At 54.4% G+C, this 15,802-nt stretch carries 15 protein-coding genes; 3 read left to right on the top strand and 12 right to left on the bottom strand.

Features of this window, described 5'->3' with window-relative positions; genetic code table 11:
- Window positions 1-61: 61 nt before the first annotated feature.
- The 12 genes from rfbD to E9531_RS08955 all read right to left on the bottom strand — a co-directional run bounded on the left by rfbD (window position 62) and on the right by E9531_RS08955 (window position 13,033).
- A complete protein-coding gene (gene rfbD, locus E9531_RS09010) occupies window positions 62-955 on the bottom strand; it encodes a dTDP-4-dehydrorhamnose reductase (RefSeq protein WP_136573429.1) in 894 nt (297 codons plus the stop codon).
- 63 nt (window positions 956-1,018) lie between these two features.
- On the bottom strand, window positions 1,019-2,074 hold the full coding sequence (rfbB, locus tag E9531_RS09005) for a dTDP-glucose 4,6-dehydratase (RefSeq protein WP_136573428.1): 1,056 nt from the start codon (window positions 2,072-2,074) through the stop codon (window positions 1,019-1,021).
- A gap of 18 nt (window positions 2,075-2,092) precedes the next feature.
- Window positions 2,093-3,382: a glutamate--cysteine ligase gene (gene gshA, locus E9531_RS09000; protein WP_136573427.1), complete on the bottom strand. Its 1,290-nt coding sequence runs from the start codon at window positions 3,380-3,382 to the stop codon at window positions 2,093-2,095.
- 163 nt (window positions 3,383-3,545) lie between these two features.
- On the bottom strand, window positions 3,546-4,619 hold the full coding sequence (holA, locus tag E9531_RS08995; RefSeq protein ID WP_136573426.1) for a DNA polymerase III subunit delta: 1,074 nt from the start codon (window positions 4,617-4,619) through the stop codon (window positions 3,546-3,548).
- Between the two features lie 13 nt (window positions 4,620-4,632).
- On the bottom strand, window positions 4,633-6,054 hold the full coding sequence (mpl, locus tag E9531_RS08990) for a UDP-N-acetylmuramate:L-alanyl-gamma-D-glutamyl-meso-diaminopimelate ligase (protein ID WP_136573425.1): 1,422 nt from the start codon (window positions 6,052-6,054) through the stop codon (window positions 4,633-4,635).
- Window positions 6,055-6,093: 39 nt separating this feature from the next.
- Window positions 6,094-7,008 carry a carbohydrate kinase family protein gene (locus tag E9531_RS08985; protein ID WP_136573424.1) on the bottom strand — a complete coding sequence of 305 codons (915 nt, stop codon included), beginning with the start codon at window positions 7,006-7,008 and terminating at the stop codon, window positions 6,094-6,096.
- Window positions 7,009-7,130: 122 nt separating this feature from the next.
- Window positions 7,131-8,489, bottom strand: a complete 1,359-nt coding sequence (locus E9531_RS08980; protein WP_136573494.1) for a zinc-ribbon and DUF3426 domain-containing protein — start codon at window positions 8,487-8,489, stop codon at window positions 7,131-7,133.
- A 188-nt stretch (window positions 8,490-8,677) separates the two neighbouring features.
- Window positions 8,678-9,577: a 50S ribosomal protein L11 methyltransferase gene (prmA, locus tag E9531_RS08975; protein WP_136573423.1), complete on the bottom strand. Its 900-nt coding sequence runs from the start codon at window positions 9,575-9,577 to the stop codon at window positions 8,678-8,680.
- Window positions 9,578-9,661: 84 nt separating this feature from the next.
- Window positions 9,662-11,014, bottom strand: coding sequence for an acetyl-CoA carboxylase biotin carboxylase subunit (accC, locus tag E9531_RS08970; RefSeq protein ID WP_136573422.1), 1,353 nt, complete (start codon window positions 11,012-11,014; stop codon window positions 9,662-9,664).
- Between the two features lie 62 nt (window positions 11,015-11,076).
- Window positions 11,077-11,532, bottom strand: a complete 456-nt coding sequence (gene accB, locus E9531_RS08965; RefSeq protein ID WP_136573421.1) for an acetyl-CoA carboxylase biotin carboxyl carrier protein — start codon at window positions 11,530-11,532, stop codon at window positions 11,077-11,079.
- Window positions 11,533-11,855: 323 nt separating this feature from the next.
- Window positions 11,856-12,431, bottom strand: coding sequence for a TlpA family protein disulfide reductase (locus tag E9531_RS08960; RefSeq protein WP_158291748.1), 576 nt, complete (start codon window positions 12,429-12,431; stop codon window positions 11,856-11,858).
- On the bottom strand, window positions 12,428-13,033 hold the full coding sequence (locus E9531_RS08955; protein WP_136573419.1) for a hypothetical protein: 606 nt from the start codon (window positions 13,031-13,033) through the stop codon (window positions 12,428-12,430). The genes E9531_RS08960 and E9531_RS08955 overlap by 4 nt, the downstream gene beginning before the upstream one ends.
- A 191-nt stretch (window positions 13,034-13,224) precedes the next feature.
- Here E9531_RS08955 and E9531_RS08950 point away from each other — a divergent pair, with 191 nt between their 5' ends.
- The 3 genes from E9531_RS08950 (at window position 13,225) to E9531_RS08940 (ending at window position 15,674) form a co-directional block, all read left to right on the top strand.
- Window positions 13,225-13,617: a hypothetical protein gene (locus E9531_RS08950; RefSeq protein ID WP_136573418.1), complete on the top strand. Its 393-nt coding sequence runs from the start codon at window positions 13,225-13,227 to the stop codon at window positions 13,615-13,617.
- A 50-nt stretch (window positions 13,618-13,667) separates the two neighbouring features.
- Window positions 13,668-14,657, top strand: coding sequence for a glutathione synthase (gshB, locus tag E9531_RS08945; protein ID WP_136573417.1), 990 nt, complete (start codon window positions 13,668-13,670; stop codon window positions 14,655-14,657).
- Window positions 14,658-14,900: 243 nt separating this feature from the next.
- Complete coding sequence (locus E9531_RS08940) at window positions 14,901-15,674, top strand: ferredoxin--NADP reductase (protein WP_136573416.1); 774 nt, start codon at window positions 14,901-14,903, stop codon at window positions 15,672-15,674.
- Window positions 15,675-15,802: the final 128 nt, after the last annotated feature.

Raw genomic sequence — 15,802 nt, 5'->3', positions numbered from 1 at the left:
TTATTGCTTACGCGGAAGGCGCCGCTGTGCGGTTTGCGATAGCGCGCTGCAATTGTTTGGGTTATGTCGACAAGACTTCTTGCACCACGCGGGCAACGCCCTGTTGCCAAGCAGGCAGTGTCAAACCAAATGTGGTTTGAAAGTGTTGGGTGTTCAGGCGTGAATTCAAAGGGCGCTGCGCTGGCGTTGGGTAGTCTGCGGTAGGGATGGGGGTAGTTCTGGCGAACTGGCGTTCGGGCAATAAATTGCGCGCCTGGTCAAACACGAACTCGGCATAGGCTCGCCAATCGGTGTAGCCGCTAGCGGCAACATGGTAAATACCGCTCAAGGCAGGGCTGCCTGCCAGTGCTTGGCGCAACGCGTGTGCCGTGGCATCGGCCAGCAACTCTGCCCCAGTGGGCGCGCCAATTTGGTCGTCGACGATTCGCAGCTCTGGCCGTTCAGCGCCCAAACGCAGCATGGTCTTCAAAAAATTGTTGCCATGCGCGCCATATACCCAGCTGGTGCGCAATACCAAATGCTTGGCACCACTGGCAGTGATGTATTTTTCGCCTTCCAGTTTGGATTGACCATACACCGACAGGGAGGCAGTTGCGTCTTCCTCGCTCCAAGGGGTATTGCCGCTGCCATCAAACACATAGTCTGTGCTGTAGTGCACGAGCCAAGCATCGCGTTGGGCAGCTTCTTGTGCGAGCAGCGCAGCAGCAGCGGCATTGATGGCGTGGGCTTGTTCTGGCTCTGTCTCGGCTTTATCCACTGCGGTATACGCTGCTGCATTGACAATGGCATGGGGCTCCACTTGCGCAATCGTCGCCTTTAATGCACCAAGGTCTGACAAGTCGCCGTTGAGGGCAGGGTTTCCCCTTTCAGGCGCGATCACCTCGCCTAGTACGCTGAGGCTGCGTTGCAGCTCCCAGCCGACTTGCCCATTTTTTCCGAGTAAGAGTATTTTCATGGCATGGCTCCTAGCAGCTATAAACCACCGTGATGCGGTTGGGTGTGTGGTGCTGCGTGAAGTTCAAGCATACTGCTTTTGCACCCACTCGCGGTACGCGCCGCTTTGGACATTCTCTACCCAGGCGGTATTGTCCAGATACCACTGCACGGTTTTGCGTATGCCGCTGTCAAAGGTTTCTGCAGGTTTCCAGCCTAATTCGCCTTGCATGCGGCTGGCGTCAATTGCATAGCGTCTGTCGTGCCCGGGACGGTCTTTGACGAAGGTGATTTGCTGGGCATAACTTTGGCCGTCAGTACGGGGGCGCAGCTCGTCAAGCAGGGCACAAATGCGTTTGACGATGTCGATGTTGGCCATTTCGTTGTGGCCACCAATGTTGTAAGTCTCGCCTAACTGGCCCGCTTCCAGCACTCGGCGAATGCCGCTGCAATGGTCTTTGACAAACAACCAGTCACGGATTTGCTGACCATCGCCGTATATGGGCAGTGGCTTGCCTGCCAAGGCGTTGGTGATGACCAGCGGAATGAGCTTTTCCGGGAAATGCAGCGGGCCGTAGTTGTTGCTGCAGTTGGTTGTGAGCACCGGCAAACCGTAGGTGTGGAACCAAGCGCGTACGAGATGGTCGCTGGCGGCTTTGCTGGCGCTGTACGGACTGTTGGGTTCGTAAGGATGTTGCTCGGTAAAGGCTGGCGCCTGCGGTGCTAAAGAGCCATAGACCTCGTCGGTAGAAACGTGCAAGAAACGGAAATCCGTTTTGCGGTCCTCTTCCAATCCATTCCAATAGCTGCGAGCCGCTTCCAGTAAACGGAAGGTGCCAATCACATTGGTTTGGATGAAGTCTTCCGGGCCATGGATGGAACGGTCTACATGGCTTTCTGCAGCGAAATGCACAATGGCGCGAGGGCTGTGCTTGGCCAGCAATTGGTCTAGTAACGCAGCATCGGTGATGTCACCCTGCACAAAGGTGTGGCGGCTATCGCCTTCGAGCGAAGCCAAATTGGCCCGGTTGCCTGCGTAGGTGAGTTTGTCGAGTGTGACAACAGGCTCGCCTACTTGCGCGATCCAATCGAGAACGAAGTTGGCGCCAATAAAGCCTGCGCCGCCAGTTACAAGAATCATGGTGTATGGGGAGGAGGGTTAATAGACTTCTGCTTCGGGGTTGGTCTGCTCCAACTCGTAGCTGGCAGCCAGCATGGCCAAGCGGCCAATCACACCATACATATAGAAGCGGTTGGGCAGCAACTCGCCCGGGTGGCCTTGCGCGTCCATCACGTGTTCTGGCTCAAACGCCAGCGGTAGGAAGGTGGCACCGGGTGCGTTGAGGTTTTCATCAGCGCCTTTGCTGGCATGGGTGCGGTAGAAGCCACCGACTACGTACCGATCCATCATGTACACCACGGGCTCCGCTGTGGCGCCATTAATGTTCTCAATGGTGGGAACACCTTCCTGGATGATGAGGTCGCTGACTTCTTGTCCATCCTTGATGACTGACATCTTGTTTTTGGCGCGACGGTTCAGGCTGGCCAGTTCAGAGGCGTCTTGCACCATCATCACGCCCATGCCATAGGTGCCGTTGTCTGCTTTGACGGCCACATAAGGCTTATCGCTGATGCCATATTCTTTGTACTTTTTGCGGACTTTGGTCAATACTGCGTGGGTGCTTTCCTGTAGTGCTTCCAGGCCTTGGCTTTCTGCAAAGTTGACTTTGTTGGCATGTCCAAAAATGGGGTTGATCAGCCATGGGTCGATCCCCAGCATTTTGCCAAAACGTTTGGCGACCTCTTCATAGGCTTTGAAGTGGTTGGTTTTACGGCGTACATTCCAGCCCGCGTGTAATGGTGGCAGCAGAAACTGTTCGTTGATGTCCTCCAGAATGCCTGGTGCACCAGCAGAGAGGTCGTTGTTGAGCAAAATGGTGCAGGGGTCAAAGTGTTTGACTTCCAAGCGGTATTGGGTGCGGTTTACCGGCTCCAGTACGAGCTCTTCCCCGTTAGGCAGGGTGATGGCTGTGTCTTCCGTGATTTCAGGGCTAATAGAGCCAATGCGTACATTGAGGCCAGCGGCGCGGAAGATGCGCGCCAAAGTGGCCACATTCATCAGGTAAAACTGGTTACGAGTGTGGTTCTCAGGAATCAGCAGCAAGTTACGCGCTTCGGGGCAAATTTTCTCAATTGCGGCCATGGCCGCCTGCACCGCCAAAGGCAGCATTTCTGGGGTGAGGTTGTTCCAGCCACCCGGGAAGAGATTGGTGTCAACCGGGGCTACTTTGAAGCCCGCATTGCGTACATCAACAGAGCTGTAAAACGGTGGCGTGTGCTCCATCCATTCCAAACGAAACCAGCGCTCGACAGCAGGCATGGATTCGAGAATGCGTTGCTCCAGTTCGCTGATGGGGCCAGTCAGTGCGGTGACGAGGTGGGGAACCATAGGTGTCCTCAGAAATAAAACCGTTCAATTGTAGGAGAGGTGGGCAATCTGGCGTGAATTCGCCCAATGCGCTACGCCCCGCATACAGGGAGGAGGTGGCTCGTGAGAGGGACGTTGGCAGGCCCAGCCCTATGTGGGGCAGGGGCGGCACAACGCTGCAAGCTCAACGCCGAGAAGTTGGCGCCTGCGCGACGCGGCACATTTGCATGACCAGGCGTTGCAGGGCGCTGGGGGCATCTTGGGGCCAAGCGGGGAATTTCAAGCCCTTGTTAATGCCATCGACAATATGTGCCGATTGCACTAGGCGTGACAACATGGGCAAACGCATGCGTGGCAACAGACGTTCAAACCATTTTTCTTTAGGGCCCCAAACTCTGGCTTGACGCAGTGCCTGGGGCAAAGGCACGCCGTCTTCAAGTGCACGTTTGGCGTGGTAAAGGCTTAAGACATCGCCGGTGAGTACGCTGTGCAGGCGCACAGGGGCTTCGCCTTCGGCCAGCAGGCCCTCAAGCACTTTCTGACTGCGTAGAGTTTGCCCTGACAGAATGGCTTCGGATAAGTCGTTGATGCTGTAGCGCGCCACGTTCAATACGCTGGCTTCAATTTGGCTTTGCGTCAGCAGGCCTTCAGGGTAGAGCAGCCCTAGTTTTTGCACCTCCTGGTGGGCGGCCATCAGGTTGCCTTCCACGCAATCGGTGAAGAAGGCCAAGGCGTGCTGCCCTTCTTCTGTGTTGGCGACGTGCTGGCCTTGTGCTTTGAGGCGCTGAGCCAACCAAGCGGGCATGTCGCGGCGGGCAATAGGGTCAATGCGCACGACTTCGCCTGCGCGTTCCAGTGCGGCAAACCATGGTGTTTGCTGCATGGTGCGATCAGCACGGGGTAACAAGATGATGAGTAGGGTGTCTTGGGCTTGTGTGCTTTGGCCTGCTTGTTCTGCGAGTTTCTGCAGGATGGAGCCGCCTTCTTTGCCGGGTTTGCCGGTGGGTAGACGGATTTCGACAATTTGCTTGTCCGCAAACAAGCTTTGACTGGCACTGGCGGCTAATACAGCAGACCAGTCAAATTGCGTGGCTGCGCCTACAAAAGCCGTGCGCTCACTGAAGCCTTGCGCGCGCGCTGTGCTGCGAATCGTATCCAGTGCTTCTTGTTCCAGCAAGGGTTCATCACCGTGCAGAACATACAGCGGCGCAAGGCCTTTTTGCAGGTGTGGTGCCAGTTGTTGCAGCGTCAGTGCCATTGGTCAATCGCCTTCAGGTTTGCCGCGCAGCAGGCGCCAGTGCACTGAGTAGCTTGTCATGGATGCCACCAAAACTGCCATTGCTCATGCACACGATATGGTCGCCGGGGCGTACTTGATTGGCAATGGTGTTTACCAACGCATTGAGGTCATCAAAGGTGCTGGCGTTGCTGCCCAGCGGGGCCAGCGCAGCAGCAACATCCCAGCCCAGTTGATGGGTGTATGCGAACACCTGATCCGCTGCTTGCAGGGCAGCAGGCAATTGCGCAGCCATGGTGCCCAGCTTCATGGTGTTGCTGCGCGGCTCAAAGACGGCCAAGATACGCGCTTGTGCAGGCAATGTGCGACGTAAACCTTCTAGTGTGGTGGCAATGGCCGTGGGGTGGTGGGCAAAGTCGTCATACACCGACACGCCTTGTACGGTGCCGCGCAATTCCATGCGCCGGCGCACATTCTCAAATGTAGCCAGCGCTGCGGCGGCGTTTTCTGGGGCTACCCCAATGTGCTCTGCGGCAGCAATGGCGGCTAACGCGTTGAGTTGGTTGTGCCGCCCAGTGAGTGCCCATTGCACAGTGCCCACTTCGCGGCCGTCATAGTGCACAGTGAAATGCTGATCAGTTCCTGTGGCGGTAAAGCTGGTTTGGGCTAGTGCTGCGGTAGTGGGCAGACCAAAGCCGCGCAGTTCACTCCAGAGGCCTTGCTGCATTACGCGGGCTAGGTTGGTGTCTTCGGCATTGGCGATGACACGGCCATGACCCGGCACGGTACGGATGACATGGTTGAATTGCCGCTCAATGGCAGCCAGGTTCTCAAAAATGTCGGCGTGGTCAAACTCCAGGTTATTGAGCACCAGTGTGCGTGGCCGGTAGTGCACAAACTTGCTGCGCTTGTCGAAGAAGGCGGTGTCGTATTCGTCGGCTTCGATTACGAAGAAACTGCTTCGCTCTTTCTGCAGGGGGCGCCCCAGACGCGCGGAAATACCAAAATTTTGCGGAATCCCACCAATAAGGAAACCGGGATTGAGACCATTGGCCTCCAAAATCCAGGCCAGCATGGATGTGGTGGTGGTTTTGCCGTGTGTGCCTGCTACAGCCAGCACATGTCGGCCCGGCAGCATATGTTCGGCTAGCCACTGTGGGCCACTGGTATAGGGTAGGCCTTGGTTGAGAATGGCCTCCATCAGTGGGTAGCGTGGGCTGCCATCGGTCAGGCGAGCCCGGCTGACAACGTTGCCAACGACAAAGCAGTCCGCCCCAATAGCTGCTTGCTCGGCACCATAGCCTTCCATCAGTTCAATACCCAGCGCACGAAGCTGGTCGCTCATAGGCGGGTAAACCTGTGCGTCGCAACCAGTGACGGTGTGGCCACTGGCTTTAGCTAGTGCTGCCACGCCTGCCATGAAGGTGCCGCAAATGCCGAGGATGTGAATATGCATGAATAAGCAAACTGGTGGAGATGTGGTGACCGGGGCAGCTTAGGCGCCGAAGGCACTGGCGTCAAGGCCATCCAATGTGTAATTTTGTGGTCCGCGTGCGGCCACTTTTCGCGCTGCCACCGCATTGCCCAAGCGTGCACATTGCGGCAGGCTCCAGCCTTTTTCCAGCCCGTAGAGCAGGGCCGAGCGCCAAGCGTCGCCGCAACCGGTGGGGTCCACTGCAGCCTCAACGGTGACAGCTGGGATATGTTCTTTTTGACCATCTACCCAGATGTCGCAACCTTCTGCACCTAACGTCACGATCAGGCCTTTGACTTGCTTGGAAATGGCCTCCAATGGCAGGCCGGTGCGATCGACCAGCATCTGACCTTCGTAGTCGTTGACCGTGACCCAACTGGCCTGTGCGATGAACTGTTGCAACTCTTGACCGCTGAACATAGGCAAGCCTTGACCTGGGTCGAACACCCATGGGATGTTGGCAGCGGTTAATTGCTGGGCATGTTCGATCATGGCGTCGCGACCATCGGGCGAGATGATGGCCAGACGAATATCGCTAGGCAAATTTTCGATCACGTTCTGGTGTGCCTGCGCCATAGCGCCCGGGTGAAAAGCGGTGATCTGGTTGTTGTCCAGATCGGTCATGATCATGGCTTGTGCCGTGTAGGTATCAGACAGTTGCAGCACTTTGCTGCGGTCAATACCCAGCTGGTCCAGACGCGTCAAATACTCTGCACCGTCTTGGCCCACTGCGGCCATGGGAACGGCGTGCCCGCCAAGCAACTGGAGGCCATAAGCGATATTGCCTGCGCAACCACCAAAGTCTTTGCGCAATGTGTTGACCAGAAATGAGACGTTCAGAATGTGCAATTGCGTGGGCAGAATTTGCTGACCAAAGCGGCCGTCGAAGTTCATGATGGTGTCAAATGCGACGGAGCCACAAATCAATACGGCCATGGAGGAAGTCCTTTCAATTGGTGTCAATAAAGAGCTGCAGCCGTTGTTTGAGGTACTGTCGAACTCTCTGTTTTGAACGGCTGAGCGAGCTCTCTGCTCAGATTGCTTTGCAGTCGTGCAGGCTAGGGTGTGTTGGGATAAAAAATCTGCAGTTGATAGCCCGTAATGGCGTCTGCGTAGGTATTCAATACCAGGCTTTTTTCAGCTTTCCAAGCTGTACCAGGTGCCAACTCAAGCGGTACTTGGTTGATCTCGGAGGCCTCGATGGTGCGGCGAATCAGGGTTTTACCATTTTCGTCGCGCAAACTCAGCGACAGAGCAGGTGTTTGAATCCATTGGCTGCTGCGGTTGCGCACACTCCAAGAGAGTGTGTAGCGATTGTTGCCCTCGGATTGAAAGGTGGAGCCGTCAAGCACTAAATCTTCAAGGGCTTGCAATGGCGTGATCGTGCAGCCTAAAGCGTTGCAGGCGGTCTGCATGCGGGCCTTCCATTGGGGGGATATGGCTGCGATGCTGTCTCGCTGGTAGTACGTGTACTGAGCTGTCAAAAGTGCCAGTAGCAGCAGTGCGAGCAAGCCCATGAGTGCGCGTATGGCGGGGCGGCGCCAGAAAGCTTTCTGTTCAGCTTCGCGAATAAAACGCAGCTCTTGGGTTTCGCTGAATGCCGCGTTGTATTCATCCAACTGCTCTTGTGTTGGATAGCCCACCATGCCATCACTGTCTTGTGGGACTGGTTCATAAGGGGCAAGTTCAGCTTCGTTGGCAAGGGGCAGTTCCCCCTCAGTGTGTTGGGCTGAATCCAATGGTGCAGCTTGTGCTGGGGCGAGTGTGGATTCAGGTTCTGGCGCAGCAGTTGGTGCGCTTTCTACACTGGGCCTCTTGAGTGAGGCGGCTAGGCTTTCTTGCTGGTCGGTATGGTCTTGCCCACCGATACTCTGCGTTACATCAGTGCTGGCGTCTTCAGTCGCAGGTACGTGTGAAGGCTGTGCGGGTGTGGCCGATTGCTTGGCTTGCCAGCGTTCTAATTCATCTTGGAAGCTGCCCAGATCATCCGGGGCATTCTCAGAAGGCGTTGCGTTTGCGTCATCCGCTGGCTCGATCTCGGGGCCAATGTCTGTCGTCGGTTCTTGAGCCTCCGCTTGCGCCGCATGGACTAAGGCATCGGATTGGCTGCTGCCGTCTGATGGTGTCGCTGTGGGTGAAAATGTTTCTGAAAGCTCTTTGAGCCAACGCTCGGAAGGTCTTTCATGATCTGCACCATCAGAAGATGGTGTTGTGCTGTTATCGAGGTTTGATGCAGGAACCGTGCTGCCCGACTGCTCATCTGCTGGTGGGGGGATTTGCCCTTCAAGCAGATGATCTGTTGCATCGAAAATATTGTTGCAACGACCGCAGCGTACCCAGCCTTCAGAGACGCGCAATTGCTCAGGCGTGACCTTGAATTTGGTTGCGCAACTGGGGCATCGTGTGATGAGGCTCATACGGGGAACGGTGTCAACAGCGGAAAGCTTGGGGTGCGGTGCTAAAGAGTGGACGCGTTATTGTGCCTGAGAACGTGTTGGTGATGGCCGCCGCTTGCGGTGCAACGTCGCAGGCACTGAACTCCATTGTCTGCAAGCAGATAGAGTCGAATCATTGGGAGCGGTGCTATTCTTCGAGCTTGATGCCGTTAGGCCTTCTTGGCTGTCATCAAAATCCAGCCATCTTCACTGTCAGTGACCTCTAACTGAACCCATGGGGCATAGGCTGTTTTAAGCAGATCTGCCTGGCGTTCCAAAATGCCAGCCAGCACCAGATGCCCTCCAGCAGCCACATGGTTGCACAGCAGCGGGGCGAGGACTTGCAGTGGGTTGGCCAGAATATTGGCAAGCACCACTTGGTATGTGTCTGCAATGATGTCAGGCATGCCGCTGCGCAGTGCGACTTGGTTCTTTTCGGCATTGTTGGCTGTTGCAGCAATGGCTGCTTCGTCAATGTCTACTGCATCAACGGGCGCAGCACCAAATTTGGCCGCTGCGATGGCCAGAATGCCAGAGCCACAGCCGTAATCGAGCACCGATTGATTGCGCAGTGTGTGTTGTGCCTGGTTTTGCTGTGCCAACCAACGCAGGCACATGCGTGTGGTTGGGTGTGTTCCGGTGCCAAATGCCATGCCCGGATCCAGTTCAATGCTCACCTTGGCTTGGGCAGGGATGTCGTGCCAGCTGGGCACAATCCAGAATTCTGGCGTGATTTCAACGGCCGCAAATTGCGATTGGGTCAACGTCACCCAATCTTGGTCGGGGACTTCCTGCAGAGACTGGAGTTGGCAGCCTGCATAAAAATCTTGCACCGCCAGAATTTGCTGTGCTTGATGTGCTTTTTGTTGGTCAGGAAATAGGGCACTGATGACGCTGCGGTTCCAGGCTAGACGTTCTGGCTCCATGCCCGGTTCGCCAAACAGGGCTTGTTCGTCGGCAGTTTGGGCGTCGGCATCTTCAACAGATACGCTCAGGGCGTCCAATGCTTCAAGTGCCTCGCTGACGATGTCAACATTGTCTTGGGGGCACAAAATGGTCAGGGCAAACATTGGTGGCTTTCAAGCTGAAGCGGCAAGGGATGCGATGAATCCAACTTGCCGCTTTGGTGGGAGATGGCTGCTAATTTGTGCAGCTTAGGTACGGTCAGGGCGCTGTTCGAGCCACTTTTCCAGGTAATGAATGTTGGTGCCACCTGTAGCGAAATTGGCATCGACCAGCAATTCACGGTGCAGAGGAATATTGGTTTTGATGCCTTCAACCACGGTTTCCAGCAGAGCGCTGCTCATGCGGGCCAAGGCTTCTTCACGCGTGTCGCCATGCACAATGACCTTGCCGATCATAGAGTCGTAGTTGGGCGGCACGGTATAGCCTGTGTACATGTGCGAGTCCACCCGAACTCCTGGGCCACCAGGGGCATGCCATGTGGTGATCTTGCCTGGCGATGGGGTGAACTTGTAAGGGTCTTCAGCGTTGATGCGGCACTCGATGGCGTGGCCACGAATTTCAATATCGCGCTGTGTGAAACCTAACTTTTGACCTGCTGCGACCAAAATTTGGTTTTTCACAACATCGACGCCGGTGATCATCTCGGTCACAGGGTGTTCCACTTGCACGCGAGTGTTCATTTCAATGAAATAGAACTCGCCGTTCTCGTACAGGAACTCAAAGGTTCCTGCGCCACGGTAGCCAATGCGTTTGCATGCTGCAGCACAACGGTCACCGATTTTTTCGATCAAGCGGCGGGGAATGCCAAATGCAGGCGCTTCTTCAATCACCTTCTGATGGCGACGCTGCATGGAGCAATCGCGCTCGCCCAAATACACGGCATTGCCATGGGTGTCGGCCAGCACCTGGATCTCGATATGGCGAGGGTTTTCCAGGAATTTTTCCATGTACACAGCAGGGTTGCCGAATGCTGCCTGGGCCTCACTCTTGGTCATTTGTACTGCGTTGACCAGTGCTGCTTCTGTATGGACTACGCGCATGCCGCGTCCGCCGCCGCCTGCGGCTTTGATGATGACCGGGTAGCCTACAGCACGCGCAGTAGCGCGCATCTCAGTCGGGTCATCCGACAGCTCGCCTTCAGAGCCGGGTACGCAGGGCACGCCAGCCTTGATCATGGCTTGCTTGGCCGACACTTTGTCGCCCATGATGCGGATGGATTCTGCAGTGGGGCCGATGAAGGCGAAGCCGCTGCGTTCAACCCGTTCGGCAAAGTCGGCGTTTTCGCTCAGGAACCCGTAGCCAGGGTGAATCGCTTCTGCATCGGAGACTTCTGCTGCAGAGATGATGGACGGCATTTGCAAATAGCTCGCTCCTGCAGGTGCGGGGCCAATGCAGATGGCTTCGTCAGCCAAGCGAATGTATTTAGCGTCCCGGTCTGCTTCGGAGTAGACCATGACGGATTTGATGCCCAGTTCGCGGCAAGCGCGTTGAACACGAAGGGCAATCTCGCCACGGTTGGCGATCAAGATTTTTTTAAACATGGGTAGACCTCGTGAGTCTTGTGGCGGTTGCCTCTTGGCTGGGGCTGTGCGCCGTCAACCGTTTACTCAATGATGAACAAGGGTTGGCCGTATTCGACGGCTTGTCCGTTGTCTACCAAAATTTGTTTGATGGTGCCGGAGCGATCGGCCTCGATTTCATTGAGGATTTTCATCGCTTCAATGATGCAAACGGTTTGGCCTTCTTTGACTTGCGTGCCCACTTCCACGAACGGGTCGGCGGAAGGATTGGGGGAGCGGTAGAACGTGCCCACCATGGGGGCGGTGATGGAGGCGCCTGCGGCAGCAGTCGGCGCTGCCGCAGCGGATTCTGCGGCAGGTGCAGCGGCCAAAGGGGCGGCCACAGTCAGGGCGGCGGCATTCGCTGGGGCCTGAACATAAACAGGGCCTGCGCCGCCTTTAACGATGCGCACTTTGCCTTCTGCTTCAGTGATTTCGAGCTCGGTCACGTTTGATTCTGATACGAGGTCGATCAGGGTTTTGAGTTTCCTGAGATCCATGCTGGTCTAGCTCCAGAGATGTAGCGATAAGAAAGAAATTAAGTGGCATTTGCCATTATCTTTTCTTATTTTATGCTAATTGTTTATAAGTTGTATGATCGCAGGGCGTTTTTGTGCTTGTGTTTGCAAAAAACCTAAGACTACGGTCGTGATGCCCTATACGCAATACTTGTTCGCTTTAGATTGGTATTGCGATGCAGTTGACAACAAATTGGGTGAAATGTCGTCTTTTAAGTGCTGCGCAGCTTAGCCATTAATTGGTGCGCATAGCAGAGCAAATTGCCATCGCTGATTGCCCCTTGGGTGGCGCATTCTACGGGAACTTAAGCCAGCGACTCCCAATGGCTTAAATCGGTTGGGGCAATCTGACCGATTTTACGCTCGCGAATCAGGCCTTTGCGATCAACTACCAGTGTGAAGGGGAGTCCGCCTGTATTGCCTAGTTCTTTGGCTATGCCTACGCCGGGAGCACCAGCAATGCCAATAGGAAAGCCGAGGTTAAAGCGTTGAATAAAACGTTGCACGTTGGCGGGCGTATCAACCGCAATACCAATAGTGGTCCAGCCGTTGGCGCGCGCATGAAATTCATTGAGTAGTGGTAGCTCTTCGATACAGGGCGCGCACCAAGTCGCCCAGAAATTAATGATCAGTGGCTCTCCAAAGTGCTTGGACAGATGCAGGGTGGTTCCGTCCGGGCTGGGAAAGAATAGCCCCCATAATGGGTCGTTGGTTAAATTCGCGACATCTGTGTTTGCTTGGCGTTGTTGTAGCCAATAACTTGCTCCAGCGATAGCCGCCAAACCAACGGCACCTGCACTGTAGGTTAGCCAGAGCCTGCGCTGTGCATCGGGAGGAATGCTTTTGCGATCGTGTGTATGAGGAGATTCTGCGGGGTTCATGGTGCTGCGCATTCTGCCATGAGCGATTCCAATGCAGATAAAGGCCCGCGTAATGCCCGCCCATCTGGACCAGGTTGAAGGGCTCCGCGTTGCGCTGTGCTGGCGTTATTCCATAAGCAGATGAGTACTGTGGAGTCCAAACAGGGTTCGGGCGTGGGCTCCTCTAAAATCAGCACCTCCGTTGAGAGGCCAGAAATGCCAGAGGTTTCTTCGGTCTCGAAATGCAGGCCTTGGTTGAGTAGCCAGATTGGGAGTGCCTTAATGTCATCGCAAAAGAGCTGCAGATGAATATTGCTAAAGCGTGTTGCCGTTCCATTCCACACTGCACCACCTAGTAAAGGGGCAAACTCTTGCAGGCGCAGCATCCAATTGTGCGCAATGCAGCGCAGTGCGTAGAGTTCCTGCGGTTGTTCTTCTGCCTTGAATAGAGCAATGTACTCACGCACAGCTTCTTCAACCAGTACATTGTCTGGCAGCGCAGTGTTGGTGCGCAGGCCAAGTTGTTTTGCGGCACGTTTTTTCGCAGGGCCAAACTCCATGCCCTCTTCCACAATCAAAGCAGCTGCAGCTTGGGCAATATCGGTGAGGGAGTAGTGGTGCATTGTCGTACTCTATGAGATAGCCATGGTCTCATATTATTATTGCGCCGGGTCTCGCCGTTGGCGTGAGATTTCGCCGTTTGTATGTTGGCCCTTTTTTTGTTGGCAAGCGTGTCTTGGTCTTTTGATGTACAAAGCACGGTTTTTCTTGATGAAGGCGCCTTGCCCATTTCCTTCTTGTGTAGTGTCTTTTTATGAATACTTCTAGTGCATGGAGAAATCAATTTCAAACTTTGAAAGGCATTGTGGACCAAATGCCTGTTGATTTTCCTGCGCTGGAAGGCTGTGCAGTGGTTGATGTGTCGACCGGGGTAGTCGTGCATGGTGTTGGCCGGTTGGTGCAAGAGGGGGCTTTGGCAGAAGCGTCTACGGATTACTGGCGCCATTACCAGCGGCACGGCAGTTTCTTTGAGGAACTCGGGCCGTTGCGCTATTGCGTGTTGATTCACCAGGAAATTCGCATCACCATGTTCCCCTGTAGCCAAGAAATGATTTTGATTTTTTTTACCCAAGAAGGGCAAGCCGTGGACTGGAAGGATGCCTTGGGTCGAGCGGCTCACATTCGGGAATTGGCAGCCAGTTTGTGACTGCTGCTCTCGTTTAGTGACCAGTGAAAAAATCAGGAATAAGTATTTGTATGAATTTGTTGTTTGTCATTGATCCCCTGAATAGTTTCAGGATCTATAAAGATACGACCTATGTGATGATGCGCGAAGCACAGCGAAGAGGGCATCAGGTCTCGGTTTGTCTTCCCTCTGATCTGTATTGGGTGCATGGTGGGCGTGTGACGGCGGCTGTGCAAACCATAGAGTTGCTGGATGTTGACCCTGCACGCTACGCAAAAGGCGATGATGCGCAGCCTTGGTGGCGTCAGGTCGCAGCAGGAGAGCAAGCGCTGGCAGATTTCGATGCCGTACTGATGCGCAAAGACCCTCCTTTTGATAATGAGTTTTTCTATACCACGCACTTGCTTAGCCAAGCTGAGCGTGAAGGCGCCAAAGTCTTTAATCGGCCTGCGGCATTGCGTGACCATCCAGAAAAGTTGGATATTCTGGAGTTTCCTCAATGGACGGGCCCCACATTGGTGACGCGTGATCCTGCGCGTATTCGTGCTTTCCATGCTGAGCATGGCGACATCATTCTCAAACCCTTGGATGGCATGGGCGGCATGGGGATTTTTCGCGTGGCCGCTGATGGACTTAACTTGGGCAGCATCATTGAGACGCTTAATGACAATGGGCGCACTTCTGTCATGGTGCAGCGCTATATCCCTGCGATCAAGCAAGGCGATAAGCGGATATTGTTGATCGACGGCAAAGCTGTTCCGCATGCCCTAGCTCGTATTCCGCAAGGCAATGAAATTCGCGGCAACATGGCCGTTGGCGGAAAAGCCGTGGCACAACCATTGACGGCGCGCGACCAAGACATCGCTAGCCATATTGGCCCTATTTTGGCTGCGCGCGGCTTATTGCTGGTTGGCTTGGATGTGATTGGCGACTTTGTGACTGAGATCAACGTCACCAGCCCAACCGGTTTTCAAGAAGTGTTCAACCAGACTGGATGTGACGTGGCAGCGCTGTTTATAGACGCGCTGGAGCGCCGTCAACCAACTTGGCTTGCCCCATGATCGCCTACCGCGGCTAACTGATGAGAGCCTTTGTGCTTTCAAGTCGCTTGGCTGCCAAGCAGGTAGCTGAAAAATCTCTCACGATGAAAGCAGCATATAACCTGAAGTATTAAAAAAACAGGGAAAATCAAAGCTTTTGTACGTTAATTGCCTATTCTGATTCGATGGGTGGTTGTGCGTGCAAAAGATGACTGCCTGCGTGCTGCAGCGGGCCCATCGTGTATCAATTACTGAAAGCGCAACATGGCTGCATTCAACGAAGAGAAAATTCTCTCCATCCACCACTGGAACGACACCTTATTCAGTTTCAAAACCACGCGTGATCCGTCGCTGCGTTTCTCTAACGGGCATTTCACCATGATCGGTTTGCCTGTCGATGGCAAGCCTTTGTTGCGTGCCTACAGCATTGCCAGCGCCAATTATGAAGACCATTTGGAATTCTTCAGTATCAAGGTGCAAGATGGCCCGTTGACATCGCGTCTGCAACATATTCAAGTGGGCGATACCCTGCTGGTAGGTAAAAAACCAACGGGAACGCTGTTGCTTGACTACCTGTTGCCTGGCAAACGTTTGTATTTGCTCTCAACCGGCACAGGCTTGGCCCCATTCTTGAGCACCATTCGCGACCCTGAAACTTATGAGCGCTTTGACCAAGTTATTCTGGTGCACGGTACGCGTTTTGTGAATGAGCTGGCCTATCAGGAGCTGATTCATCAAACGCTGCCAGAGCATGAGTTTCTCGGTGAGTTCGTTAAAGGTAAATTGTTGTATTACCCAACCGTGACGCGTGAAGATTTTCGCAATCAAGGCCGCATCACTACGTTGATTGAAAACGGCAAGTTGTTCAGTGATCTGGGATTGCCGCCTCTCAATCGTGAGGAAGACCGAATCATGATTTGCGGCAGTCCTGCGATGCTGTTCGATTTGAAGAATCTGTTCGAACACCGAGGCTTCATTGAAGGTAACACCTCAACCCCTGGCGACTTTGTTGTCGAGCGTGCTTTTGCCGAGAAGTAATTAGGATAATAGACATTCAGGAAAGACGCCCATCTGGGCGTTTTTTTCTGTCTGTGTTGCGCCCATTCCTGCTTCAAACATGAAAAAGATGAGGCCGTTACGTGTATTCTCGCGGGCGACAGTTAAAT

The sequence above is a fragment of the Lampropedia puyangensis genome (genome assembly GCF_004833285.1).
Classification (GTDB): Bacteria; Pseudomonadota; Gammaproteobacteria; order Burkholderiales; family Burkholderiaceae_C; genus Lampropedia; species Lampropedia puyangensis.
The sequence above is the reverse complement of the archived record's forward strand: the minus strand, read 5'-3'. Positions and strand labels throughout refer to the sequence as shown.

Coding starts and splice junctions, on each gene's coding strand:
- rfbD (WP_136573429.1), bottom strand. CDS start 955: ATGAAAATACTCTTACTCGGAAAAAATGGGCAAGTCGGCTGGGAGCTG.
- rfbB (WP_136573428.1), bottom strand. CDS start 2,074: ATGATTCTTGTAACTGGCGGCGCAGGCTTTATTGGCGCCAACTTCGTT.
- gshA (WP_136573427.1), bottom strand. CDS start 3,382: ATGGTTCCCCACCTCGTCACCGCACTGACTGGCCCCATCAGCGAACTG.
- holA (WP_136573426.1), bottom strand. CDS start 4,619: ATGGCACTGACGCTGCAACAACTGGCACCACACCTGCAAAAAGGCCTT.
- mpl (WP_136573425.1), bottom strand. CDS start 6,054: ATGCATATTCACATCCTCGGCATTTGCGGCACCTTCATGGCAGGCGTG.
- E9531_RS08985 (WP_136573424.1), bottom strand. CDS start 7,008: ATGGCCGTATTGATTTGTGGCTCCGTCGCATTTGACACCATCATGAAC.
- E9531_RS08980 (WP_136573494.1), bottom strand. CDS start 8,489: ATGAGCCTCATCACACGATGCCCCAGTTGCGCAACCAAATTCAAGGTC.
- prmA (WP_136573423.1), bottom strand. CDS start 9,577: ATGTTTGCCCTGACCATTTTGTGCCCCCAAGACAATGTTGACATCGTC.
- accC (WP_136573422.1), bottom strand. CDS start 11,014: ATGTTTAAAAAAATCTTGATCGCCAACCGTGGCGAGATTGCCCTTCGT.
- accB (WP_136573421.1), bottom strand. CDS start 11,532: ATGGATCTCAGGAAACTCAAAACCCTGATCGACCTCGTATCAGAATCA.
- E9531_RS08960 (WP_158291748.1), bottom strand. CDS start 12,431: ATGAACCCCGCAGAATCTCCTCATACACACGATCGCAAAAGCATTCCT.
- E9531_RS08955 (WP_136573419.1), bottom strand. CDS start 13,033: ATGCACCACTACTCCCTCACCGATATTGCCCAAGCTGCAGCTGCTTTG.
- E9531_RS08950 (WP_136573418.1), top strand. CDS start 13,225: ATGAATACTTCTAGTGCATGGAGAAATCAATTTCAAACTTTGAAAGGC.
- gshB (WP_136573417.1), top strand. CDS start 13,668: ATGAATTTGTTGTTTGTCATTGATCCCCTGAATAGTTTCAGGATCTAT.
- E9531_RS08940 (WP_136573416.1), top strand. CDS start 14,901: ATGGCTGCATTCAACGAAGAGAAAATTCTCTCCATCCACCACTGGAAC.